This is a genomic window from Alteromonas lipotrueae (assembly GCF_019249215.1).
Classification (GTDB): Bacteria; Pseudomonadota; Gammaproteobacteria; order Enterobacterales; family Alteromonadaceae; genus Alteromonas; species Alteromonas lipotrueae.
In genome coordinates this window covers 38,010-64,396 of record NZ_JAESDI010000004.1, presented here as the reverse complement: position 1 = coordinate 64,396, position 26,387 = coordinate 38,010, and the positions used below count along the sequence as shown (strand labels likewise).

Here is a 26,387-nt window from a genome sequence, read left to right as displayed (position 1 = left end):
AAAAGCGCTAAGCAATGAGGTATTGAAGTGCATTTTAATGCCCATTGCTCATTAGTCTGGCGCTTGACTGACAAATACGTCTTGAAAGAAAGTCGACAAGTTAACGTTAAAATCATCGGGCCGTACACCTGAGACAATTTCGTCATCATTTGCACTTAAATCTAGCCGAGTAATATCGTCATATTGCTGCGATGGAACGCTATAAAATGTCATCACAATGGGGCTCATCGTACTAAGTGGGTTTTGTTGGCTGACAATGGCAAGTTTCCCACTTTTTAGCCTAACAATTGAGCCTACAGGGTGCACTCCCATGCATGTGACAAATTGGCTAACCAAGGCTTGATCGAGGCTCTTATCTTCCGTTAGTCGTTTGAGGGCCTGGGTGGGGCTAATACTTTCTTTGTGGGGACGATTGGACACCATGGCATCGTAGGTATCAATAATACCTGCAATGCGCGCAAATTCTGAAATTGCCATGTCTTTGAGTGCTTTAGGGTAGCCACTGCCGTCTATGCGTTCGTGATGTTGCGCAATAATCGATAACACTAAATCCGAAATATCACCACACTGCTCCACAAGCTCAACACCAATATCAACATGGGTTTTCATCATTTCCCAATCTGCCGCTGACAAATCGTCAACATTGTTGTGAACATCCATAGGTAACGACGACATGCCAACGTCCATCAACAAAGCACCTAAACTCGCTTGATCTATGGTATCTCTGTCATACCCTAGAAACTGGGTAAACATGCCCATTAAAATACTGCAGTTGATAGAGTGTTCTAGCAGGTAAGCGTTGTTGTTTTTTATCAGAGTTAAGCAGGACAGGGCGTCTTTGTTATCAAATACACTATCGATAAGGCTCTGCGCTAGGTCTTTCACTAATTTTAAGTCGTTTACCGCACCACGGTTAAGTGCAGATAAAAAACCGTTTTGTATATTTATCGCATCAAAGTAAAGCCCATTAGCTTCTTTCATTGCGTTTCTTGTAAGGCTATTAGGCGCTGGCGACTGCTCTTCTTTTACATCAGTAGGCGCTTGAGTGATTGTTTCTGATGTGGGAAGGGGAGCTGAGTCGGTTGCTGGTTCGTGAATAACAGACTTCTCGAAGTCTACTTGAACAGTCAATATCCCGCGAGATTTTAAGGTGTTGATGACCGTTTGATGTTTTACAAGGCCCTTTGAACGCATCCGTAAACTGCCGGTTTGTTTAAGTACTTGGTTGATGTACATCCCTGGTTTGAGATCATCAATAGGTACTGCTTTCAGCATAAAGACTCCATTCAATTTTTTCTGCGATGTTAATTACTTACTAAAGTTAGGCGAAGTACGAGTACTTCGCCATCACTACGGAGCAAAATTCCACTGAACGATACTAAAGTTTAAACCTAGCGTTTAAGAGCTTGTATTTTACAGCTAGTATTTTACAGCCAGTAATTAAACCCAAACAGGTTGCTTCGCTTCGTAAGCCGAAATTTTGTCAGTAAGCTCAAGCGTTTGGCCAATCGCATCTAACCCTTTTAGCAAGTTAGTTTTATGGTGATCCGCAATGTCGAAGCTGAAGCTAGTCTCACCAAAAGATACAGTTTGCTCTGGTAAGTTAACCGTAATTTCTAGCGCTGGATTAGCTTCAACTGCTGCAAACAATGCGTCCATTTCGCTGCTGGCAAGCGCAACCGGTAACAATTGGTTATTAATACAGTTGCCATAAAAAATATCAGCATAGCTGGTGGCAATAATGGTTTTAAAACCAAAATCGTTCAGCGACCATGGCGCATGTTCACGGCTAGATCCACAACCAAAATTTTCTCGAGTAAGTAATATACTTGCACCGGCAAACTCAGGTTTGTTCAATGAGAACTCTGGGTTAGGTACTTTTTCTTCTAAATCCAAATAACGCCAATCGTGAAACAAGTGCTTTCCATAGCCAGCGCGAGTCACACCAGTTAGAAACTGCTTGGGAATAATTTGGTCGGTATCTACGTTGGCTTGGTCTAGCGGTACTGCTGAACCTGTGTGCGCGGTAAAACCTTGTATTGAATTAGACATGGTTACTCCTGAAATTCTCTAACATCGGCGAAACGGCCAGTAATAGCGGCGGCAGCTGCCATCGCTGGGCTAACCAAATGGGTGCGTGCACCACGACCCTGACGGCCTTCAAAGTTTCGGTTACTGGTTGATGCACAACGATCGCCAGCCACAAGTTTGTCGTCGTTCATACCCAAGCACATAGAGCAACCTGGTAAACGCCATTCAAAGCCAGCGTCGGTAAAGATTTTATCTAACCCTTCAGCCTCAGCTTGTTTTTTCACATGACCTGAACCAGGAACCACAATGGCGGTAACTGAATCGACTACTTTGCCATTCTTAGCAATATGCGCAGCTGCACGTAAATCTTCAATACGACCATTAGTACAAGAACCAATAAACACATGGTTTACGGCAACATCTGCAAGCTTATCGCCTGCTGATAATCCCATATAGCCCAAGGCTTTTTTGGCGCTTTCTTTTTCGATAGGATCAGAGAAATCATCTGGGCCCGGCACGGGTGCATCAACACCAATAACTTGGCCTGGGTTTGTGCCCCAAGTAACCTGAGGTGCAATGTCAGCCGCTTCAAGTTCTACTACTGTATCGAAGCTTGCGCCTTCTTCAGTGTAAAGGGTTTTCCAATAGGCTACAGCGTCTTCCCAGTCTTGGCCCTTTGGCGCGTATTCACGGCCTTTAAGGTATTCAAAAGTAGTGTCATCAGGAGCAATTAAGCCTGCTTTAGCGCCAGCTTCTATACTCATGTTGCACACGGTCATGCGCTCTTCCATGGTTAAACCAGAAATAGCTTCACCTGCATATTCAATAACGTGCCCCGTTGCGCCTGCGTGACCAATTCTGCCAATGATGGCTAGAATGATGTCTTTCGCAGTAATACCAACAGGAAGCGTACCATTTACCTTAATGAGCATGCTTTTCGCTCGGCTTTGCTTAAGGGTTTGAGTTGCTAATACGTGCTCAACTTGAGACGTACCAATACCAAATGCTAGGGCACCGAATGCGCCATGAGTGGCAGTGTGTGAATCGCCACATACTACTGTCATGCCCGGTTGAATCAGGCCTAGTTCAGGGCCCATAACATGCACGATACCTTGCTTTTGGTGGCCAACAGGGAAAAGTTGAATGCCGTGTTGCTCACAGTTATTCGCAAGGGTGTGAAGTTGAAGTGCGTTTTGTGGACCGCACGCATCAATCGCTAACGAGCGAGTAGAAATACTGTGATCCATGGTACCAACAGTGCGCTCAGGGCAACGTACTTTACGGCTTTTTTCATTTAAGCCAGCAAAAGCCTGCGGCGAGGTTACTTCGTGAATAAGGTGGCGGTCGATGTAAATTAAGCTGTCTTCGCCTAATTGGTCGATAATATGTGCTTGCCACACTTTGTCGTATAAGGTCTTGGCCATGGTGTTAATTACTCCTGCGCCATTAATTGTTTTACTATTTCATCACCTACTTGTGAGGTGGTAGACGCGTTATCTCGCTTATCATCAGGAAGGAGTTCGCCTGTAAGAACCCCCGCTTCCAATGTGGCAATAACCGCTTTTTCAATAGCATCGGCAGCATCAGTTAGGTTCATGCTGAAACGTAGCATCATGGCAGCAGAAAGTACCTGTGCAATAGGGTTAGCAATACCTAACCCGGCGATATCTGGAGCAGAACCACCCGCTGGCTCGTACAAACCAAAACCGTCTTCATTCATGCTAGCAGAAGCTAATAAGCCCATAGAGCCTGTCATCATGGCACATTCGTCAGAAACGATGTCGCCGAATAAATTAGAACACAGCATTACATCAAACTGCGCCGGGTTCTTCATGATTTGCATCGTCGCGTTATCAATATAGATATGGTCAAGTTCTACGTCTGGGTAGTCTTTTGCCACTTCTTCAGTGACTTCACGCCATAAGCGACTGGTCAGTAATACATTGGCTTTATCGACTGAAGTCACTTTACCGCGGCGTTTCTGCGCAGCTTCAAAAGCGGCAACCGCAATACGACGAATTTCACGTTTGCTGTAACGCATAGTGTCATAAGCAAACTCTTCTTCGCCTTCACCCTCGCGCCCTTTGGGCTGGCCAAAGTAAATGCCGCTGGTAAGTTCACGAACCACCAACACATCTACGCCAGATTTTGCAATATCTTCACGCAGTGGAGACAAGGCTTCTAACCCAGGATAAATGCGAGCAGGGCGTAAGTTACTGAATAAATCAAAATGGCTACGCAATGTTAGTAACGCAGCGCGTTCTGGGCGCTGTTCTAACGGTAAGGTGTCCCATTTGGGGCCGCCAATGCTGCCAAATAAAATGGCATCAGCTTGCTCACAACCTAACAAGGTTTTTGAGGGGAGGGCCTCACCTTCAGTATCAATAGCATAACCGCCTACAGGGTAAGCAGTACGGTTAAATGCTACGTTAAATTTCTTTTCTACCGCATCTAAGACCTTGTTGGCCTCTTGCATTACTTCTGGGCCTATACCGTCTCCGGCTAATACGGCAATTGAGAACTGGCTCATTTAAACTCCTGCAACGCGTTCTTGTTGATTTTTCTGCTGGTCAATTTGATCAGCTAAATAAGTGTTGTTTAGTACGAAAATAAGGGCTTTTACACCAGCTTCAACAATATCGGTGGCAAGACCAATGCCGTGGAAACGACGCCCTTTATAAGTGGCGATTACACTCACTTGTGCTAGGGCATCGGCCCCTTCGCCTTTTGAATCTAATTTGAAGTCTACAACTTCAACATCTTCATGGCCCAAGATAGCTCTAATTGCATTGTATGCAGCATCAACAGGGCCATTACCAATACTAGATTGGATAATTTCTTCTTCGCCTACTTTTAGTTTTACGGTAGCGCTTGGAATAATTTCTCTTCCTGAAGTCGCTTGAAGGTTCATCAATTGATAGTGAGCATGATCGTGCTTTTGCTTATCGAAGAACAACAAAGCTTCTAAGTCGTAGTCGTAAACTTGGCCTTTCTTATCAGCCAACTTCAAGAAGGCGTCGTAAACCGCTTCTAAGTCGTAATCTTCTACCTTGTAACCCAATTCAGTTAAGCGATGCTTAATCACATGACGCCCTGAACGAGAGGTTAAGTTTAGGTTGTTTTTATTAATACCTACACTTTCCGGTGTCATGATCTCATAGGTGTTTTGCGCTTTTAATACACCGTCTTGGTGAATGCCTGATGAGTGACTAAATGCATTCGCACCCACAATGGCCTTATTCGCTTGAACAGGCATGTTACATAATTGGCTAACCAACTTAGACGTACGCGAAATTTCTTGCGAATTGATGTTGGTGTTAATACCCAACATGGCTTGACGGGTTTGCAAAATCATTGCAATTTCTTCAAGGGACGCATTACCTGCACGTTCACCAATACCGTTAATGGTACATTCAACTTGACGAGCACCTTGTTCTACCGCTGCTAACGAGTTAGCTACTGCTAAACCCAAGTCGTTGTGGCAATGCACAGAGATAATGGCTTTATCGATATTTGGTACGCGGTTAAACAACTGCTGAATAATGCCGCCGAATTCTGTCGGCGTGGTGTACCCAACCGTGTCTGGAATATTAACCGTGGTAGCGCCAGCATTGATGGCGGCTTCTACCATGCGGCATAAATAGTCTATGTGAGTACGGCCGGCATCTTCACACGAGAATTCAACGTCGTCAGTGTATTTGCGGGCATGTTTAACTGCCGCAACTGCCATATCTACTACTTCATCGTGAGATTTACGTAGCTTGGCGCCAACGTGAATTTCTGAAGTAGCAATGAAGGTGTGAATTCTAAATTGCTCAGCCACACTAAGTGCCTGTCCGCAGGCATCAATATCGCCTGCCAAAGCACGAGATAAACCACATACTACAGAATTCTTAACTTCTTTTGCGATCATTTGAACCGAGCGGAAATCACCAGGAGATGACACAGGAAAGCCCGCTTCAATGATGTCGACGCCTAAACGTTCGAGAGCGAGAGCGATCTGCAGCTTTTCTTTGGCACTTAGGCTTGCAGGTAAGGCCTGCTCACCGTCTCGCAATGTGGTATCAAAGATTTTCACTTGATTTGTCATAACGCTCTCTCGTTTATAAAAGTTAAAAAAAAACCCGTGCTAAGCACGGGTTTCTGTGTAATTAATCGCTGGTCGCAATCTACCCGTGCAGTCTTGCTGCCATAAGGAGTAGAGTTAGAAGAAAGCGATTGCGCATCATTTGCGTATTTTCTTTGCCGACCAGTTGATAGCGACAATGTACCCATCCACGCCTGTAAGGTCAACCTTTGATTCGAATAATGCGTATAAATTTTGGTTATAAATAATGGTTTTTTTAAAATAGAGTTTTTATCCTATTTTTAAAGGTTATTCGAGATGTGTGTTTCTGGTGGTAGTCGAAATCCGTTGCTCAGGTCGAGTGTTAGGATGTGTATACTAATTTAAAAAAAACATCAAAAAGCCAAAAGTGTCACTTAATGCGATAAATTGCGATGGGTAATCGAATTCGTCTGCTAGATCATAGAGTAATTCATGTGTGAGTTTGATAGGGTAAAAATCTAGTTTATATAGTGAGTACACTTATGAAACGCGCTATTTTTTCTCTTGGTTATTCTTTTATTGTCTTCTCATTTTCAGCGATAGCCTTCGCTAAACCGTTTTCTAAAAATTTAACCAAATTCGATTACCCTTTTACGGCTCAAGCCATGGCATTTGAATCTCAGGGGCAAGCGCTTCAAATGGCATATATGCAACTGCCAGCGAAAGAAGGAAAGCCTACGGTGTTGTTACTGCACGGTAAGAACTTTGCCAGTAGCTACTGGAAAACTACAGCTACTTGGTTACATGAGCAGGGTTATGGTGTGGTTATTCCAGATCAGGTTGGCTTTGGTAAGTCAGATAAACCGGTGAACTATCAATACAGCTTTGCTGCGTTAGCTAAGAACACTAAGCTGCTTCTTTCATTGCTTGAACTTGATGAGGTTATTGTTACTGGGCATTCGATGGGCGGCATGGTGGCATCGCGATTTGCTCTGAATTATCCAGAATACACCAGCAAACTCGTGTTGATTAATCCTATCGGGTTAGAAAATTACCTTCAGTATGTAGAATATAAAGATATCGAGTTTTTTTACCAGAACGAGTTGAAAAAGCAGCCAGAAAATATTGTTAGCTATCAGAAATCAAACTATTACGACGGTGATTGGAATGATACCTATGCTTATCACGCTAGCCATTTAATGGGATGGATTGAAGGTGATGATTGGGCCCAGCTAGCTAAAGTAAGCGCGCTAACTTACGACATGATATTTACTCAACCTGTTATTGAAGAGTTTGATAAATTCCAAGTACCGGTCACGTTAATTTTAGGCACACGAGATAGAACTGGGCCTGGACGAGGTTGGAAAAAAGAAGGGGTAACAAGGGAATTGGGGCGTTACGATAAACTCGGTACTGAAGTTAAAGCCCGCAACAATGCCATTACGGTGAAAGAGCTTGATGGTTTAGGACACTTACCACACATAGAAGCGTTCTCGCGCTTTATAAAACGCTACGAAGAAGCGTTGGATTAGATGTCGACGCGGATCTCGGGTATTGATTTAACGTAATCATCGCGGTTTGGCTGTGCCTAAAATAAGAATTAGGCCTGACCTTTCAAGGTGAAGTTTTTCCAGTTAATGTGAGTGGACAGACGCATTTCTCGCAATGAAAGTGCTCGAGGTGCCCCTTTCGATTTATGTCGCCACATGTGCCCGCTGCACGCAGACGCCATAATTGCCGTCGTGGGTTTCAGAAGTTGTCGCTTCAATACCGCATTTGCATCGGTAAAGCGAGACGTATCGTGTTCTGCGTTGAGCTGATTTTTCTCTATCTCGCTGTGTGCTACCTCGCCATCAAAAGAAAACCAGCCATGTTTATTGGTATGAAGCGTATGTGTGGTGTGGTTCACGCTATCTATAGAGTCGAGCTCTATATGTATACCTTCTAACGTGGTTATGCATATAGGCAAAACTAAACCGTAATCTGCATATTGCCTATACCACTGATATTTTTTATCAGTAGGTTGGCTGATCCCAGGACATTTTCCCGGTTGCTTAATAAACCAACTTCCATTGTGCGGATCAATATCTAGCGGTGAGGGATTGTCTATAAGGTATCGCGCAACACTTCGAATATGGTGAGGCAGGCCGGCTAATCTTCGACGCAGTATCGACACATTGGATGGGCCTTTATGCGCGATAAGCAAAAGCTCTCTTTCATATAACGCAGTACAAATTTCAGTGAACTGCGGTTGCGCACCACCAAGTTCGCCTGAATTGCTAAAAAAGCCTGATTGTGTGGAAGACGTATGTCCGTCGGATGTCATAATACTGGTAAGACAATAAAAAAGACGCAATAAACCTACGTTAGCAGGATTTATGCTGGGTATCCAGAAACCCAGTGATATCACCTCACTAATATAAAGCATCTGCCTTAATAGGCGCAGCCTAGAGGGCACTAGCACGTCACCAGCATTATATAGTGCTAGGCGACAAGATATCTTGAAACCTCCTCAAAGGCTAAAAGAATTTAGCTGGCCAACGCTGAGAATGACTATTGATACATTACCAATATGGTTGTTCCCAATATATTTGTATAAGAAATAGTATTACCACTTTTGATTTTTGCTACATTTTGAGAAACGATGCTAAAGAATAATTATTTAATATACCTCACAATTTTAACTCATAAAAATAACTAAAAACACGGCTTTAATTATTTAAGTAATTGATAATTAAATGTTATTGTGTGTTTTTACTTGTTTTGGTTTTTATTGGTTAGCTTTGTTGTTGTTAATTGGCATTACAATTTGCGTTAGTTAATCTGTTTGTTGAGGCGATCAAAGGTTGACCATTGTATGATTTTCGTCTAGCTTTGTAATCATCTTGTAAATGAAGTGTATCTTTAAAGTGCAGGATGTAACCAATAACTTAGCAATGCTGTTTGGAAGCCTTGAGGGCTTAAACCAAAACGCTGCAAGAGGAAACACACATGGGACACAAATTATCTAAAATTACCTTAGCGATGTTATCTGCAACTTCGCTAAGTTTTGCCACTTCCACGCTTGCTCAAGATGCTCAACAAGAAGCCGAAAAAGACGTAGAAGTTATACAGGTTTCTGGTATTCGCGCCTCGCTTGCCAGTGCACTGAATGAAAAACGTTTTACAAATAATTTAGTAGAAGTCATTGAAGCTGAAGACATTGGTAAATTGCCTGACCAAAACTTAGCGGAAGTGTTAGAAAACATCACGGGTATACAAATTACTCGTGAAGCAGGTGTTGGTACGGGGGTTCAAATCCGTGGTACGGACGCAAACCGTACAGAGATTAACGGTGTGTCAACGGTAGGTTCAGGCGCAGGCCGAAGCGGTATCGATTTTGAAGACGTTTCAGCAGCAATTATTGCGGGGTTGGAAGTAACCAAATCGCCAGACGCTAAAACGATTGAAGGTTCTGTTGGTGGTACCATCAATCTTAAAACAATTCGTCCTCTTCAATTAACCGAGAGACTGACGTCGATTCGTGTTCAAGGTGAAAACAGTAGTTTGTCTACAGACAGTGGTTTCCAGCCTCGTCTTTCAGCGACTTTCGGTGATAACTGGGAAAACGATCACGGTAAATTTGGTATCGTAGTAAGTGGCAGCTATTCAGAGCAAGATGTATCTGCATTCAGGCCCCGTGCTGACCGAGATAACTTAATTGCATCAGATAGCGGCGTGGCCAGCGCGCAATCCTTCGACTTCCTACCCATCCAGTTTTTCGTACAAGATTATGACAACTACGAGTATGAAACGAAAAACTTTGTAGGTACCTTTGAATGGCAGCCAAACGACGACACTAAGTTTTTCTTCGACGCAATCATCAATGACCAAGAACGTTTACAAGAAAGCTCACGTGTTCAGGCTTCAGGCGTAAGTGCACTTAACGATATTTCAGTACCCGATGCATTTGAAACGATTAATTTCGGTTCTTTAGGTGGCACTGATTTAGGTTCAATGCAGGCTGCTCTTCGCGGTGTCATTCCAGTCAATCTTGATAACGATGACGACGATCCTAATCTTCGTTTGTCTACCGATACAAACTCTCGTATTACAGAGAGCCAAATCTTTAGATTAGGTGGTGAGTGGCAAGGCGAGAAATGGTTTGTAAGTGCTGAAGTTGCCTCTTCATCTTCAGATACTACCACTCCTAGCTTTAATACTACCCTTAACTTTATCAACCCCAATGCACCGCTAGATGCTGGTGGTGGTAACGACAACAGTGTTCCGTTTGAATATGACTTATCTGGCGGTTCATTAGCGTTCGGAATTGCTTCTGGTGCAGAATACGCACCAACAGTAGAACAGCTTTTAGACCCTGCTAACGTTGTTTTACGTGATGTGAATATAGGTAGAGATACCACTGAAAACTCAGAAGATGCGATCCGTTTTGATTTTTCTTATTACGTAGACTCGATGATCACGTCAGTTGACTTTGGTTATCGCTACAATAAATCAGCGAGCACCCGTGACGATGTTAACACCAGTGTTGGTTTAAGAAGTATGGAAGACAGTCCTCGAGGTGATTTGTTCTCTGAATTACTAGTCGCTGGGCCTAATAACTTCAACGATGCGGATGGTCGCGAACTTTACGTTAGAGATTTCTTAATCATTAACCCTGAATTAGTGGCTTCAGATCCGGATGGCGTATTAGCTTCACTACAACAAGCTATGGACGCACATGGTTCGACGGCTACATTGAATGCGCCAACATCAAGTTCATCAGGTTTCTTCGACATCGAAGAAGAAACACATGCACTTTATGCGCAAGCAAACTTTGAGTATGAGATGTTTCGCGGTAATTTTGGTTTGCGTTATTTGCAAACTGACGTTACCTCAGTGGGTAACTCAATTACTGTTGACGGTGATGGAAATGAATTGGTATCGCAAGTAACTAATACGGGAGATTACGATTTCATTCTGCCACGTATCAATATTGTTGCTGATGTGACTGATGATGTTGTCCTTCGCTTTGGTGCAGGTAAAGATATTCGCCGCCCTAACTTTGACGACTTATCTACTTCAGTAACATTTAGCACAAGCCCTAACCCAAATGTGGCTATCGGTAACCCTGGTTTAGAGCCTGAAGAAGTAACATCTTTCGACTTAGCGGCAGAATGGTATTTTGCTGAAGCGAGTGTGTTAAGTGTTGGTATATTCCACAAAACACGTAAAGCGCTGCACGTAGACCAAATTGTGAGCCCATTTGAAGATCCAGTAACAGGTTATCGTGACCTTACCGACCCTTGTGAAGGTGGCGGTGTGTTTAATCCCATCGCTGATATTAACGTTTTTGGACCTGAACTAGGCACAGGTATTTGTGTGGGCACAGAAACGAAGATTAACGACGCTGGCGAAACAACGCAAAAAGGTATCGAAATTGCCGTTCAATATGACCTTTCTGGATTTGAGAAAGAGTTAGGTTGGGCTTCAGGTTTCGGTGTGCTTGCTAACTACACGATTCAAGAGTTCGATGGTGGTGATTCAGAAAATACGGCCACTAGTCGTGCGGCAAATGTATTTGCAGCCTCTACGGGTATCGATGATATTGAAGTGTCAGCAATTCAAGGCTTACTCAACTTATCTGAAAATGCCTATAACTTTACCTTGTACTACGAAAAGTTTGGTTTGTCAGCCCGTATGCGTTACACATGGCGTGAAGCGTACCGCTCAGACGACTTCGGAAGCACATCTAGCTTCCCTTGGGGTTTTCCAGTAGTTCAGGAAGACCGTGGCCAGCTTAACGCTAGCATCAACTACGACGTGAACGAAGACTTGAACATAGGTATTGAGGCGGTAAACATTACTGAATCAGAAGTTGAGCAGTCTTGTATTAATGAAGGTGCACTGTTGTGCTTCCAAGGTCTTACTGACCGCAGAGTTACTTTAGGTGCTAACTACCGCTTCTAATCTGCGACTAGCTTCACTAATAACACTAAATTGAAAAACCCCAGCACTAGCTGGGTTTTTTTTTTTTTTTAAATTAAGTTCGCTAGTGTTTGATAATCGTCATTCGATTTGGATGGGGGTTAAAGGGTTGTACAGATGAGTCTTCAACGAAATATGTTTAATTGGATGGATACAAGGGGCTAGCGTCAAAAGGTACGTGCAATAGATATTTGCTAAAAGGGTATAAAGCAGGCACAAAAAACTGCGTAAAGGTTACCCACATATAGGGGCCTTTACGCAGCTTTTAAACAGGTAAGTAACCAATGCGCTTTTACATCAAGCGCACTGCCAATAGTGTTACTGACCTTTAATTTCAGAGCGACCTTTATAAGTTGCAGCATCACCCAAGGCTTCTTCAATGCGAAGAAGTTGGTTGTATTTAGCAACGCGGTCTGAACGACATAGTGAACCAGTCTTAATTTGGCCAGCCGCAGTGCCTACTGCTAAATCAGCAATAGTAGCGTCTTCAGTTTCACCAGAACGGTGAGAGATAACAGCAGTGAAGCCAGCATCTTTCGCCATTTTAATTGCGTTCAAAGTTTCAGTGAGTGAACCAATTTGGTTGAACTTGATAAGGATTGAATTGCCAATACCGTTATCAATACCACGCTTAAGAATCTTGGTGTTAGTTACAAACAAGTCGTCGCCAACAAGTTGTACTTTTTCACCAATTTTATTGGTTAAGCTTGCCCAACCGTCCCAATCGCTTTCGTCTAGGCCATCTTCAATAGACACAATAGGGTACTTGTCAGAAAGGTCAGCTAAGTAATCGCCGAAGGCTTCAGAGTCGAAACTCTTGTCTTCACCAGATAATACGTATTGGCCATCTTTGTAGAATTCAGATGCCGCACAATCTAGTGCAAGCGTAATATCTTCATTCATTTTGTAGCCAGCGTTTTCTACCGCTTCTACGATAACCGCTAGCGCTTCAGCGTTAGAGCTAAGGTTTGGTGCGAAGCCACCTTCGTCGCCAACGGCCGTATTTAGGCCTTTAGCAGAAAGTACTTTCTTCAATGAATGGAAAATTTCAGCACCCATGCGCAGGGCTTCTTTGAAGCTCTTTGCGCCTACTGGTTGTACCATGAACTCCTGAATATCAACGTTGTTGTCTGCGTGCTCGCCACCGTTGATGATGTTCATCATTGGAACCGGCATTGAGTATTCACCAGAAGTACCGTTAAGATCAGCAATGTGCTCGTAAAGGGCAACGCCTTTCTCTAGAGCCGCTGCTTTAGCAACTGCTAGCGATACCGCTAGAATTGCGTTTGCACCAAGAGTTTCTTTATTTTCTGTGCCGTCTAGGTCAATCATGACAGCGTCGATATCAGCTTGTGCTAGTGCATCTTTACCTAAAAGCGCAGGTGCAATGGCATCATTAATAGCGGCTACAGCTTTTACTACGCCTTTACCTAAATAACGAGACTTGTCACCGTCACGAAGTTCTAGTGCTTCGCGGCTACCGGTTGAAGCGCCAGATGGTGCAGCAGCACGACCCATAACGCCTGATTCTAAATACACGTCTGCTTCAACGGTAGGATTACCGCGTGAGTCCAGAATTTCGCGACCAATAATGCGACTAATTTTCGCCATGTTTTTTCCTTAACAATTGTTTGGGAACACAACGGGAGAAAGTGTTCCCTTATTAGAAATTAATGATTCTCTTTTTGATACTGTCCAGCGGCAGCGACAAACCCTTTAAATAATGGGTGCCCATCACGAGGGGTTGACGTGAATTCAGGGTGGAATTGACCCGCAATAAACCAAGGATGGTCAGGTATTTCTATTACTTCTACAAGTCGTTTGTCAGTGGACAAACCACTTACCTTTAACCCTGCGGCTTCAATTTGTTCACGAAGGTTGTTGTTCACCTCGTAGCGATGACGGTGACGTTCATAAATTTCAGCGCTGCCATACATCTCATGTACCTTAGTACCTTCAATTAAATGGCAAAGCTGGCTACCCAAACGCATAGTGCCGCCTAAGTCTGAATTTTCGGTACGTACTTCTGTTGTACCCGCTTCATCAAGCCATTCTGTAATTAAGCCAACAACGGGGTAAGGTGTTTCAGGGTCGAACTCTGAGCTATTCGCATCTTCCATACCCGCCACATTGCGTGCAAATTCAATGAGTGCAACTTGCATACCCAGACAAATACCTAAGTAAGGGACTTTATTTTCACGCGCATAGCGTGCTGCTGCAATTTTGCCTTCAATGCCGCGCTCACCAAAACCGCCAGGCACTAATATAGCATCTAGCTGTTCTAGAATTTGTGGACCTTTGCTTTCAACATCTTGCGAGTCGATATGGTGAATGTTTACGGTTAGGCGATTTTTCAACCCAGCGTGTTTAAGCGCTTCGTTAACTGACTTATAAGCATCCGGCAGTTCAACGTACTTACCAATCATACCGATGTTAACTTCGGCTGTAGGGTTAGACTCTGCGTAAAGTACCTGTTCCCATTCTGAAAGGTCGGCTTCTTTGCAGTCTAAACCAAAGCGGTCTACCACAAGTTGATCCATGCCTTGCGCTTTAAGTGCTGCTGGTATGCGATAGATGCTATCTACGTCTTTAAGCGAGATAACTGCTTTGTCGTTTACGTTAGTAAACAACGCAATTTTAGAACGCTCGGTAGAGGGAAGCGCGCCAACAGAGCGGCAAACTAAAATGTCTGGCTGAATACCAATAGAGCGAAGTTCTTTAACCGAGTGCTGTGTTGGTTTCGTTTTTACTTCACCAGATGCTGGCATGTAAGGCACTAAGGTTAAGTGCATATACATGGCTTTTTCGCGGCCAAGCTCAGTACCTAGCTGACGAATTGCTTCTAAGAAAGGTTGTGATTCGATATCACCAACCGTTCCACCAATCTCAACAATAGCCACATCGTGACCTTCAGCGCCTTCAACCACACGGCGCTTAATTTCGTTGGTAATGTGTGGAATAACCTGAATAGTGGCGCCTAAGTAGTCGCCTCGACGTTCACGTTTTAGTACTTCTTCGTATACCCGCCCGGTAGTGAAGTTGTTACGCTTAGTCATACGGGTGCGAATAAAACGCTCGTAGTGACCAAGATCAAGATCGGTTTCTGCGCCATCATCGGTAACAAATACTTCGCCATGTTGAATAGGGCTCATGGTGCCTGGGTCGACATTAATATAGGGGTCGAGCTTTAACATGGTGACGGTGAGCCCGCGAGCTTCAAGAATTGCGGCTAAAGACGCAGCGGCAATACCTTTACCTAGCGATGAAACTACACCACCGGTGACGAAAATATAATTTGTCATGCGAAACCTAGAACGTTGAGTTGTATTGGGTAAATATGAGTGTAGTTTAGGAGCTAAACTAGCCATACTTTGGACGGGTTAATAGTATACGCAAGTTAGTGTGAGCAAACAATCTGTTTGCCCACACAATCGCGTCTTTTAGCTATTTGGGCGCCGCTTTTGCGGCAAGCGCTCCTTTTTATGACTGACTTAAACGCTTTAACGTATAAATGAGGTCTAGTGCTTGGCGTGGTGAAAGTTCATCTGGGGATAAATTTTCCAACGCTTCTACAACCGGATGAGGTTTATCGGGGAACAACAGCTGAGACTGAGCAGGTGCAGTTGACGCTGCCTTTCTATTGCTTTGTTTAGCGTGTTGCTTGCCAGTTTCATCCGTAGTGTTAGATGATTTATCAGTTTTATCATCAGCACTAGATTCAGTTTCAGAAATAAGATGCGCGTTTTCCAAAATAGCGAGTTTTTGTTGCGCCGCTTTAATAACCGGCTTAGGCACACCTGCAAGTTGCGCAACCTGTAAGCCGAAGCTTTTACTGGCCGCGCCGTTTTGTACACTATGCATAAACCGGATGGTATCGTCGTGCTCTACTGCATCTAAATGCACGTTAACCACACTTTTCTCGGTATCGGGCAGTTCGGTAAGCTCAAAATAATGGGTTGCAAATAGGGTGTAAGCATTCAGCTTTTGGGCGAGATAGCTGGCGCACGCCCAAGCAAGTGATAAACCATCGTAGGTACTGGTGCCGCGACCAATCTCATCCATTAAAACTAACGAATGCTCGGTAGCATTGTGCAGAATATTGGCAGTTTCTGTCATCTCTACCATGAAGGTTGAACGACCAGATGCTAAATCGTCCGATGCGCCAATACGGGTAAATATTCTATCAATTTTTCCAATATGGGCGTTTTGTGCGGGCACATAGCTGCCAATATACGCGAGCAGCGCAATCAACGCGGTTTGGCGCATGTAGGTTGATTTACCGCCCATGTTAGGGCCAGTAATAATAAGCATGCGCTGGCTATCGTTAAGTGTTAGCGGATTGGCAATGAAAGGGTCTTTCATAACCTGTTCCACCACAGGATGCCGACCTTCTTCGTAGGTTAGCGCACTTTCCATACTTAACGTTGGGCGATACCAATCAAGACTTAACGCGCGCTCGGCGAAACAGCACAATACGTCGAGTTTAGCCAGTGCTGCGGCAGTTTCAATCAGTGCATTTAAGCTTGGCGCGACTTCATCGAAAAGCGCTTCATAAAGCTGTTTTTCGAGGGCTAGCGCACGGCCTTGACTGGTAAGTACTTTATCTTCGTGCTCTTTAAGTTCTGGGGTAATAAAGCGTTCAGTATTCTTAAGGGTTTGCCTGCGAATATATTCGGCGGGCGCTTTGTCGCTATTGGCACGACTAATTTCGATAAAGAAGCCATGAACCCGGTTGTAGCCTACTTTTAGGGTTGAAATGCCCGTGCGTTCACGTTCGCGTTGCTCCATGGCATCAAGATAATCAGTAGCACCTTGCGACAATTTTCGAAGTTCATCTAATTCGCTGTTAAAGCCTTCAGCAATAACCCCGCCATCGCGAATAACCACAGGCGGGTTATCGATAATAGCGTTATTTAATAAAGCTTGTAGCTCTGGGTAAGTACTGATGGCCAATTTTAATTCATTTAGCTGTGCAACGTTATACGCCCCTAACGCTTCTTGAAGGTCGGGCAGAGTGTTCAACGCGTTTTTAAGCCTTGCGAAATCTCTGGGTCTTGCTGAACGTAATGCCAAACGTGCCATTATGCGTTCAATATCGCCAATCGTTTTTAAATGACCGCGAATAGCATCTGGCTCATTGTCGATAAGTGCTTCAATGGCATCTTGACGGTTATGTAATTCGTGTTGATCGGTAATTGGCGAGTGAATATAGCGTTGTAGTAACCGGCTACCCATGGCGGTAGTGGTAGTATCCATCACGCTAAACAGGGTATTTTCAATGCCACCGGCCAAATTATGAGTAAGTTCTAGGTTTCTGCGGGTAGCAGCATCTAATTGTACGCGACTGTCTTGCTGTTCTTTTTGTATCCGGCGAATATGGGGAAGGGCAGTACGTTGCGTATCTTTCACATATTGAAGCACACAACCGGCGGCGCCAATGCCTTTGGTTAAATCTGACACGCCAAAACCCGCCAGCTCTTTCGTTTGAAACTGAGCGGTTAATTGTTCGGTGGCGGTATCAATATCGAATTCCCACTCGGGGCGACGACGCAAGCCTTTTCGCTGCTCAATCAAGGGTAAACTTTCAAAGCCTTCAGGATAGAGTAGTTCAGCAGGATTAATCCGTTGTAGTTCACCTAACAAGGCATCATCGGTGTCGCACTCAACCACTACAAACCGGCCACTGGTTACATCTAATGTGGCCACGCCGTAATGCATACAATGGCCGCATACTGCTGCAAGTACATTATCGCGGCGTTCTTCTAATAAGGCTTCATCGGTAACCGTACCTGGGGTAACAATGCGCTGAACTTGGCGCTCTACAGGGCCTTTGCTTGTAGCTGGGTCGCCAACTTGTTCGCAAATCGCCACCGACTCGCCCATTTTCACCAACCGGGCTAAATAGCTTTCAACCGCGTGGTAAGGAACGCCAGCCATAGGAATAGGATCGCCACCGGACTTGCCCCGTGCGGTTAATGATATATCAAGTAGTTCTGCGGCTTTCTTGGCATCATCGAAAAACAACTCGTAAAAGTCGCCCATACGGTAAAACATAAGAATGTTAGGGTGCTGCGCCTTTATCGTTAAATACTGGCGCATCATAGGAGTGTGTGATTCCAAAAAATGCCTCGTGCTTTTTTATTGCTGCTACTTGGGATAACTCAATTTGTTATATTAACAGAAGAATTATTAACAGAAGAGTGATTAAAAGAGCAGGGGTGCTAAAATAATCGCTTTTCGTATTTGCTGTGTATTATTGATACGAGTATGGAATTTTCAACCATTTCCTGAACTCTTTAGTAGATTGATGGCTCTCATCAATGAGTACATCGGCACAGCCTAATGCTTCAAATTAATGCTTCAAATTAATGCTTCAACGGCCGAAGTTGATAATAGCGCCGATAGCGATAAAGGACATTCATGGTATCTGACAATATAACAGAGATGGTGACGGCGCTGGGTAATGCGCTTCGCCGTAAAGGCTGGACAGTTTCAAGCGCAGAATCTTGCACCGGAGGCGGCGTTGCGTTCGCTTTTACCAGTATTGCTGGCAGTTCGGATTGGTTTAATCAAAGTTGGGTGACGTATTCAAACGACGCAAAAATACGTGAATTAGCTGTAAAGCCAGAAACTCTAAATGCGCATGGTGCGGTGTCGATGCAGACCGTTGAAGAGATGGCGGCGGGCGTTAAGCACAAGAGCGACGCGAATGTCGTGGTAACCGTAAGCGGTATTGCAGGCCCAGGTGGCGGCAGCGAAGAAAAGCCTGTGGGTACTGTTTGGTTTGGGTTTATCTGTGGTGCTAAATCAGAAACGATTAAGCAGGTTTTTGCTGGAGACCGCGAGACTGTTCGTCTGCATGCAATAGAATTTGCGATTACCCACCTATTGGCGATGTTGGCTGATTGAACAGACGATCATCTAAGATGCTACTAATAAGAACCCAACAAGCAAAATAAAATGAAAACTCAGGTTGAAACTGTATGCTTGTACAGTATAGAATGCACGCAACACTTGGTAAGGTGTCGGTAAGCAAATGTTGATGCAATGAATGCTAGCTGTATGGATGAGTAATACTGTTAGTAAAGATAGTTAGTATAAATAGCAAAGGCAGCTTCAACAAAGACATCACCAACTAAAGAATTTAACCGCTAATCCTAGAGGATATTGACGTGGACAGTAATAGATCTAAAGCTTTAAGTGCCGCACTTGGGCAAATTGAAAAGCAGTTCGGTAAAGGCGCTATTATGCGTTTAGGCGACAACCAAGCGATGGACATTGAGGCTATCTCTACTGGTTCACTCACCATTGATATCGCTTTGGGCATAGGCGGTTTGCCATGTGGTCGTGTGGTAGAAATTTACGGACCTGAAGCCTCGGGTAAAACTACACTTACCTTGCAGGTAATTGCAGAGGCTCAAAAGAATGGTAAAACTTGTGCCTTCGTAGATGCTGAGCACGCACTTGATCCAATTTACGCGTCGAAGCTAGGTGTAAACATCGATGAGCTTTTAGTTTCTCAGCCTGATACGGGTGAACAAGCGCTTGAAATTTGTGACATGCTGGTTCGTTCTGGCGGTGTTGATGTCGTTATTGTTGACTCAGTTGCTGCCCTTACGCCAAAAGCGGAAATTGAAGGCGACATGGGTGACTCACACGTTGGTTTGCAAGCGCGATTAATGTCGCAAGCATTGCGTAAACTTACCGGTAACATCAAGCGTTCAAATACCTTGTGTATCTTCATTAACCAAATTCGTATGAAAATTGGTGTAATGTTCGGAAGCCCAGAAACAACAACCGGTGGTAACGCACTTAAGTTCTACTCTTCAGTACGTTTAGATATCCGCCGTATCGGTGCGGTCAAAGAAGGCGATGAGGTAGTAGGTAACGAAACTCGCGTTAAAGTAGTGAAAAATAAAGTAGCACCGCCATTTAAGCAAGCTGAATTCATGATTCGCTACGGCGAAGGTATTAGTAAAGAAGCTGAGCTTATCGACTTAGGTGTTAAGCAGAAATTGGTTGATAAGGCCGGTGCTTGGTACAGCTACAAAGGTGATCGTATCGGTCAGGGTAAAGCGAACGTAATGAAGTTCTTAAAAGAAAACCCAGCTATTGCCGATGAGATTGAAAAACAAATTCGCGCAGAGCTACTTTTACCTAAAACAGTGAAAGTAGAAGAAGCACCTGCTGCAGAAGATGATGCTCAGCAGTAGCTACTAAACTCACTATAAAATAGCGCATTTGTGTTATTTAAAAGCCCACCCAATGGTGGGCTTTTTTGTGTTCAAAAAACATACTTGCTAACACTTTAATTCTATATCTTGGATTGAATTAAAATAAAAAAACAGTAACGCTGTAATAAAAATAGAAAGGCAAAGACTAGTACTGTAAGCATTCGATATTAAATAATAAAAAAGGGAAGGGATAATGATTGAAATATCTAGCCTTGCTAAACGCTTTGAGGTGGAGAACCCCAAAAAGCTAAGTGAGCAAGAGAAAAAGGATCCACGATTAAAAGGGCGCTACTTTCAATCAGTGAAAGATGTATCGTTTTCATGTGGGCAGGGAGAAGTACTTGGTTTGCTTGGCCCTAACGGAGCAGGAAAAACCACTACATTACGCATGCTTTCAACCGCACTTAAGCCAGATAGCGGCACCGTGGTAATTGATGGTGAAGACGTACTAGCCAACCCCATAATTGCGCGTAAAAAAATAGGGTTTCTGTCTAGCTCAACTGGTTTATATGGCAGACTGACTGGGCGAGAAAATATTGCATATTTTGGCGAATTACACGGCATTACTAAATCGATAATTTCTGCACGTATTGAAGAAATGGCTGACTTACTCGACATGCAGAGCTTTTTAGACAGACGCGCAGAAAACTTCTCTTCTGGTATGAAACAAAAAACAGCCATTGCCCGCGCTGTTATTCATGAACCCTCCTTAGTAGTGCTTGATGAGCCTACTACAGGCTTAGATATTATGGCCACATCAACAGTGATGGACTTTATCCAGCGCCTTAAAGATAAAGGAACGCCAGTTATTTTTTCTACCCATCATTTGGATGAAGTTCAAATGCTTTGCGACCGTGTAACGGTGATTAATCAAGGCGAAAGTGTATTTAACGATTCCCTTGCCGCTTTTAGTGCGCTATCTGACGGGCAAATGCATAAAAGCTTTTTGCACACTTTAAAAATGAATACAGCGGAGGTAGGGCAATGTGGTTAATTTTTAAAAAGGAATTTAAAGAGTTATTACGCGACCGCAAAACTATTATTTTCATGATTGTGTTGCCTTTACTGCTTTTCCCATTAATTTTCGGTGTAGCCATGTTTTTCATGAATTCCGCCGCTGAAAAGGCCGAAAACGTAGTATTGAAATATGCAATTGTAGGCGAGCAATATGCGCCAGAGATGTCGCAACAATTCGCAAATGAAACTGACAAATTTACGATGGTGGATATCCAAGGTGACGCTGACTATGCCAAGCTCATTAAAGATGAAACACTAGACTTCGTTTTAGTTATCCCAGAAACCTTTAACAACGAGGTGCTCACTTCTGGTCAGCATAAGCTGCAATTGTATTTAAATGACGCAGGCTTAAATAAAGTTTTAGGAAGAGTGTCTGAAATAGTCGATGTTTACACTGATGAATTTCAAAAAACGGCCTTTGCAAACTTAGGACTGAATGAGTCACAGCAACAAGCGTTACTCGCGCCTATTGTCATTGAAAAAGAAAATATAGCTGATGATCGTGAAGTTTGGGGTGAACGCTTGGGCGGGTTATTACCTTATTTCATTTTCATTTTATGCCTACAAGGTGCTATGGCACCAGCATCAGACTTAGGTGCGGGTGAAAAAGAGCGAGGTACGCTAGAGACACTATTAATATCGCCGATGGAGCGTTATAAACTGGTATTGGGAAAATTCTTTACCATCGGTGTCGCGGGCCTAATTACAGCACTTATCACCGTATCTTCCATGGCCATATGGGGCATTGTTTTGTCTCAAGGGTTGGCAATTGAATTTGTAGCAGAGGTGATGGCGATGATTGGCATCATTGATTTTGTGCTTATCTTTTTAATGCTAATACCGGTAGTGGCAATATTTGCCGCGGTCTTATTGTCTCTTTCTATTTATGCTCGATCATTTAAAGAAGCCCAAAGTTATATGGGGGCACTTGTTATGGTAGTAGTTTTCCCTGTGTTAATTGCCATGATGCCAGGGGTCAAATTAGAAGGTGGTTGGATTTGGGTGCCACTTACCAATGTTGCATTAGCGATGAAGGAGCTATTTAAAGGCACTATGGATTACTTTGCCTTGTTTGGCATATTTACCTCTACTGCCGCCATCGCCGTCGCACTCATTGCGTTTTGCGTATTTTGGTTTAATAAAGAAAAGGTACTTTTTAGATAAACTTTATAGTGCCTTAGCCTTATCTTGAACTTCATTGTGTTTTAAGTCAGTATGAATTTTAAACCATGATGTAATTGTATTGCTGATAGGATATCAAGCTAGTGTCAATTAAAAGTAAAATAGATAAGGCGCTGTTAATTCTTAAACACCCGAGTGTATTGTTAGAAAAACAAAGTTACATTCTAATTTTGAGTCATATGCGCAGTCGGTCTTCCCTGTTGTCGCATGTACTTGGCAGTCATGATGAAGTGTGTGGATATGGTGAACTTCATTATGACTACCCTAAAAAAAGTTCGCTTATAAAAATGCATGTGGAATTGCTAAAAGACACTGGGCAATCAACAACGAAAGGCTTTTTTCTCGATAAGTTGCTACATAACAGTTTTGTTGTTTCACATGATATTTTAAAAAGAAAGAATGTGTACATTATAATCTTAGTACGCGAACCTGAGGCGACGGTAAAAAGTATTGTTGCAATGGGAGATGTTACTGGGGATAAGGGATACCTAGATGTTGATGCCATGCTTAAATACTACACGAATCGACTTAATTACTTATACCAAATTGCTCAAGAATATGAAGACGTTCTGATAATCGATTCTGATAATATTGTTGATTCAACCACTGAAACATTGAGTGAAATTAGAAATTGGCTGGGTCTTGGCACTGAATTAACCAGCTCATATAAGAAATTCAAGAAGACTGGGAGTGCTGGTCACGGTGACCCTTCATTGAATATTTCTGCTGGTGAAATAATAAAAACACAAAACGACTTAGCGTTGGAATTTGATCCTACTTTGTTGAACAAGGCTAAGGAAATTTATTCGAAAGTGAGTGGGCTAAAAGCTTTTTAAAAAAGCTCTAGCTGAATTTTTTTACTGCGATATTCATCTGAATGCTACCAAGACTTCACGCGAAATAAGTCTGAAATCAAGTAAACGAAAGTGATGAACAGCTTTATAATCGCCTATACCTCATAATTTATATACTTCACCACACCTTCCCAATCAGGCGGTATTTTGCCTTGCAGAACATAGGAATATGCTAGCAGTTCTGCGATAACAAAATATAAAGATTCGGGAATATCCTGCCCTAAATCTAATGAACTAAGCACTTCGCTAAGATACGGATCTTCATGAATAAGAATACCTGACTCTTCAGCCATGGCGATAATCGCTTCTGCAAGGTCTCCGTAGCCTTTTGCCACTACTTTCGGCGCTGTTTTTTTGTCGCCTCCATCATATTTGAGGCCAATAGCACGCTTCGCTTTCTCGCTCATACTCTGGTCTCAAAAATTTGATGTGGACGTTTATTCAGTGTGTCAGGTATATGGCCTCGTTGAAAACTCATTTTTTCAACATTCAGCCCTAAATCAGCTAATCGCCGCTCTAAAAAAGGGAGGGTATCAGCAACCCGAGCCAGTACGATTTCATTGGAAGTATAAAGGTCGATAGTTATGGTATCGGTGTCTATCTTGGATTTAGCAAGGAGCTGGCCCGCATCACCAATCTCCAATTTCATTGTAACATTCCATAAACGTCGCCCTCCTTCTTTACCTTCTTTTCCTTGGTGTCGGTCAGGCTCTCTTTGCACTAAAAGTTCTGCTGGTGCGTAATGTTGAGACACGGAAGGTAACGCATAGAAAAAACTATCTTGCCCCTGAACCCGAGTTTCGGCTTGAGTTACTTTACTGTGTTGATGATTCGCTAATAAGGTTTTTAAATTAGCCAATAAATTTGTGCGACTGTCGAGGTTGGCAATATCTTGCGCAACTCTGCTAGAAGGGGATGTACCAGACGTATTAGTTATCGTTTTACTAATAATACTCTCCGGTGAATCAATTTGTGCTTTGAGAGAAGGTTGTCTCGATAGCGCTCTACCCGCTAAAGATAGTTGTAACAATGCCACTAAACCTTGCACAAAATTAGAAGCGGCAATCGGAGATGTTAAGGTTAACGGCGTTACCGCGATAGCGGGGGCGTTGATTAAAGCATGAAGACGCGACGCTATAGATGCATCGGCGTTGTTCTGCGTCGCTAGTGTGTTTTGTTGGGGGCTTAGTGTTGAGGGTTTTGCCTCTACACCACTCTTTTCTGCATCCTGTGAACCAGCTACTTGAGTTGCATTTTTATCACTCGAAGGGTTTGTATTTGGAGGTGTCACAATGTTGTTAATACCCAGCGAAGCACTTCCTTGAGTAGCATTCCCCCGATTATTATTCCCAGAACCTCCTAGCAAAGCGATAAGCTGAGAAATACCTTTTCGTAAGCTAATATCAGCGTTCTCTGTATTTATATCTGAAACGCCATTTCTTATAGCAGCGTTATTGTCATTGGTAGAAGCAATACTCCCCTGGCCCACATTAGATGAGGCAGGTGTGGCAGTTGTACTAGGTGCTTGGGGTGTCAACAGCGGTCTAGTACTGGGTATTGCGTTGCTGTTTATTCCCGTAATTTGCTTTGCTATTTGACTTAATACGGCAGTGGTTTTATCGCTGCCTTCCACAGTCCCATTAAGTATTGCCGTTAACTGTGTTAGCGCCTGTTGGGTAGAGCCTGTTTGGCTAAGCAGTGCGCGAGATAAAGTAATGATTGCTTTGTGAACATCAGTCCCTTGTATGGAAACCCCTTTACTGTCTTGTACCATCGAGATTGGGGTTAACGATTTTTTTTGTGCTGAATTTCCTGTTTGATTAGTGGCATCGCTTTTAACGCTTTTATCCACATTCTCACTAGTACTTTTACTGTCTGCAGCGATAGGGGCTCTCTGGGCATCAGCGCTAGTTCCAGATGGTACGGTTAAAGCACTGAGTTTAACGGCAAGTTGATCTGAAGCCCTTGGAATGGCAGCGCCGCCTTCAGGTGTAGGGAACGTCAATACTGCCTGACTGGCCGCGGTATACGATGTTAATGTATTGCCCTTAAGGCTGAGCATGGATACTTGCTGTAAGGTATTTTGTGTTTGAATATTAGGGAGTAGCTTAGCGATGGCATCAGGCACATTTCCGTTAACAGGGTTTCCATGCCCGAAGGCGACACCTTGGGAACGCAATGCATTGGTGAGCACCGCCGTAACTTTGCTGTCGGTCACTGATAGAGGGGCGGCTAGTAAATTGGATGCTGCTGATTGAGTACCTTGACTCGCTAAGTTCGCTTGTTTCCCTGAGGTTACTGAAACAGTCAATTTACCGGTATCACCAGGCACTTGATTAAGTGAGAGTGAAACCAGCTTGCCATTGTTTTTGATATCGGCGCTCAATTGCGCTGCGGCGTCAGGCTTTAGTGATAAATTTAATTGCTGACCATCTGCTAGCGTTAGACTCAGTTGATTACTTGTTAATTGCGTAACAGTTGCCTGCACGTGAATGCGCATGTTCTGTTGTGGTGTCGGCATAGAAGCCAGCATTGTCGCTAAAGAAAGTGAAAGGGTTTTAAGCTGCATCGCCGTAACTTGACTGGTACTCATTCCTGTTTCAGTGCTAATAAGGGCAGCTTGTGTTGGTCCACCTTGACTGAAAGAGGTTAATTGAGGGCGCTGTGGCGGCAGGAGATTTGCACTTTTAGGAAGTGAGACCTGTATTGCCGGCTGTCCTTTAATCTGAATAGCAAGTACCTGTTCAGGCAATCGCGCCACAGTTACCTTCGCGGCGGTATCGAGTGCCGCAGCTTGGGATAAATTGTTCAGCACGGATGATGCCGACGATTTCGACCCTGAAGTATCCTGAGTAATGTTTGAAAGCAGTGCGCTTAACTGTGATGTCATAACGAGCTTATCGGCCAGGTGAGCGGCGAGTTTAATCGGTAAGTATAAAGTATAGGTAATAAGCGAGGCATATCACCGCGTTTGTGATTGAAGTAAATCATATTTAATCATAATTCGCGACTGCGAAAGAAACTTACTGTGATAAACTACGCCGGTTTTGAACA

18 protein-coding genes are annotated in these 26,387 nt (G+C 43.6%); 7 read left to right on the top strand and 11 right to left on the bottom strand.

Going from position 1 to position 26,387, the window contains the following annotated elements; all coding sequences use genetic code 11:
- Positions 1-51: 51 nt before the first annotated feature.
- The 5 genes from JKP82_RS05270 to leuA all read right to left on the bottom strand — a co-directional run bounded on the left by JKP82_RS05270 (position 52) and on the right by leuA (position 6,121).
- Positions 52-1,275 (bottom strand): cyclic di-GMP phosphodiesterase, encoded by a 1,224-nt coding sequence (locus tag JKP82_RS05270; protein ID WP_159529093.1) that lies wholly within the window; start codon positions 1,273-1,275, stop codon positions 52-54.
- 165 nt (positions 1,276-1,440) lie between these two features.
- Positions 1,441-2,052: a 3-isopropylmalate dehydratase small subunit gene (leuD, locus tag JKP82_RS05265; RefSeq protein ID WP_159529094.1), complete on the bottom strand. Its 612-nt coding sequence runs from the start codon at positions 2,050-2,052 to the stop codon at positions 1,441-1,443.
- A gap of 2 nt (positions 2,053-2,054) precedes the next feature.
- Positions 2,055-3,455, bottom strand: coding sequence for a 3-isopropylmalate dehydratase large subunit (gene leuC / locus JKP82_RS05260; protein WP_159529096.1), 1,401 nt, complete (start codon positions 3,453-3,455; stop codon positions 2,055-2,057).
- Positions 3,456-3,463: 8 nt separating this feature from the next.
- Positions 3,464-4,561: a 3-isopropylmalate dehydrogenase gene (leuB, locus tag JKP82_RS05255; RefSeq protein ID WP_159529098.1), complete on the bottom strand. Its 1,098-nt coding sequence runs from the start codon at positions 4,559-4,561 to the stop codon at positions 3,464-3,466.
- Positions 4,562-6,121 carry a 2-isopropylmalate synthase gene (gene leuA, locus JKP82_RS05250; RefSeq protein WP_013785248.1) on the bottom strand — a complete coding sequence of 520 codons (1,560 nt, stop codon included), beginning with the start codon at positions 6,119-6,121 and terminating at the stop codon, positions 4,562-4,564.
- A 500-nt stretch (positions 6,122-6,621) separates the two neighbouring features.
- Between leuA and JKP82_RS05245 the strand changes: the two genes are divergently transcribed.
- On the top strand, positions 6,622-7,611 hold the full coding sequence (locus JKP82_RS05245; protein ID WP_159529100.1) for an alpha/beta fold hydrolase: 990 nt from the start codon (positions 6,622-6,624) through the stop codon (positions 7,609-7,611).
- A 68-nt stretch (positions 7,612-7,679) separates the two neighbouring features.
- Here the strand turns inward: JKP82_RS05245 and JKP82_RS05240 are convergent, their stop codons facing one another.
- The gene (locus JKP82_RS05240) at positions 7,680-8,405 is read right to left on the bottom strand and encodes a hypothetical protein (protein WP_218396113.1); all 726 of its coding nucleotides are present in this window, start codon (positions 8,403-8,405) and stop codon (positions 7,680-7,682) included.
- 665 nt (positions 8,406-9,070) lie between these two features.
- Between JKP82_RS05240 and JKP82_RS05235 the strand changes: the two genes are divergently transcribed.
- Positions 9,071-12,028: a TonB-dependent receptor gene (locus JKP82_RS05235; RefSeq protein WP_218396111.1), complete on the top strand. Its 2,958-nt coding sequence runs from the start codon at positions 9,071-9,073 to the stop codon at positions 12,026-12,028.
- Between the two features lie 336 nt (positions 12,029-12,364).
- Here the strand turns inward: JKP82_RS05235 and eno are convergent, their stop codons facing one another.
- The 3 genes from eno to mutS all read right to left on the bottom strand — a co-directional run bounded on the left by eno (position 12,365) and on the right by mutS (position 18,148).
- The gene (gene eno, locus JKP82_RS05230; RefSeq protein ID WP_159529106.1) at positions 12,365-13,657 is read right to left on the bottom strand and encodes a phosphopyruvate hydratase; all 1,293 of its coding nucleotides are present in this window, start codon (positions 13,655-13,657) and stop codon (positions 12,365-12,367) included.
- A gap of 59 nt (positions 13,658-13,716) precedes the next feature.
- Positions 13,717-15,348, bottom strand: a complete 1,632-nt coding sequence (pyrG, locus tag JKP82_RS05225) for a CTP synthase (protein WP_218396109.1) — start codon at positions 15,346-15,348, stop codon at positions 13,717-13,719.
- A 178-nt stretch (positions 15,349-15,526) separates the two neighbouring features.
- Positions 15,527-18,148 (bottom strand): DNA mismatch repair protein MutS, encoded by a 2,622-nt coding sequence (gene mutS, locus JKP82_RS05220; protein WP_159534385.1) that lies wholly within the window; start codon positions 18,146-18,148, stop codon positions 15,527-15,529.
- Between the two features lie 318 nt (positions 18,149-18,466).
- Here mutS and JKP82_RS05215 point away from each other — a divergent pair, with 318 nt between their 5' ends.
- The 5 genes from JKP82_RS05215 to JKP82_RS05195 all read left to right on the top strand — a co-directional run bounded on the left by JKP82_RS05215 (position 18,467) and on the right by JKP82_RS05195 (position 23,315).
- Entirely contained in the window at positions 18,467-18,955 is a 489-nt protein-coding gene (locus tag JKP82_RS05215; RefSeq protein WP_126872050.1) for a CinA family protein, read from the top strand.
- 263 nt (positions 18,956-19,218) lie between these two features.
- Positions 19,219-20,259 (top strand): recombinase RecA, encoded by a 1,041-nt coding sequence (recA, locus tag JKP82_RS05210; RefSeq protein WP_159529121.1) that lies wholly within the window; start codon positions 19,219-19,221, stop codon positions 20,257-20,259.
- Positions 20,260-20,473: 214 nt separating this feature from the next.
- On the top strand, positions 20,474-21,274 hold the full coding sequence (locus JKP82_RS05205; RefSeq protein WP_159529123.1) for an ABC transporter ATP-binding protein: 801 nt from the start codon (positions 20,474-20,476) through the stop codon (positions 21,272-21,274).
- Positions 21,265-22,461, top strand: a complete 1,197-nt coding sequence (locus tag JKP82_RS05200) for an ABC transporter permease (RefSeq protein ID WP_159529125.1) — start codon at positions 21,265-21,267, stop codon at positions 22,459-22,461. The genes JKP82_RS05205 and JKP82_RS05200 overlap by 10 nt, the downstream gene beginning before the upstream one ends.
- A gap of 101 nt (positions 22,462-22,562) precedes the next feature.
- Entirely contained in the window at positions 22,563-23,315 is a 753-nt protein-coding gene (locus JKP82_RS05195) for a sulfotransferase family protein (RefSeq protein ID WP_159529127.1), read from the top strand.
- Between the two features lie 113 nt (positions 23,316-23,428).
- Here JKP82_RS05195 and JKP82_RS05190 read toward each other — a convergent pair whose 3' ends face one another.
- Together JKP82_RS05190 and JKP82_RS05185 are read right to left on the bottom strand one after the other, a co-directional pair.
- Entirely contained in the window at positions 23,429-23,740 is a 312-nt protein-coding gene (locus JKP82_RS05190) for an EscU/YscU/HrcU family type III secretion system export apparatus switch protein (RefSeq protein ID WP_218396108.1), read from the bottom strand.
- Complete coding sequence (locus JKP82_RS05185) at positions 23,737-26,223, bottom strand: flagellar hook-length control protein FliK (protein ID WP_218396106.1); 2,487 nt, start codon at positions 26,221-26,223, stop codon at positions 23,737-23,739. Before JKP82_RS05185 ends, JKP82_RS05190 begins: the two co-directional genes overlap by 4 nt.
- Positions 26,224-26,387 lie beyond the last annotated feature (164 nt).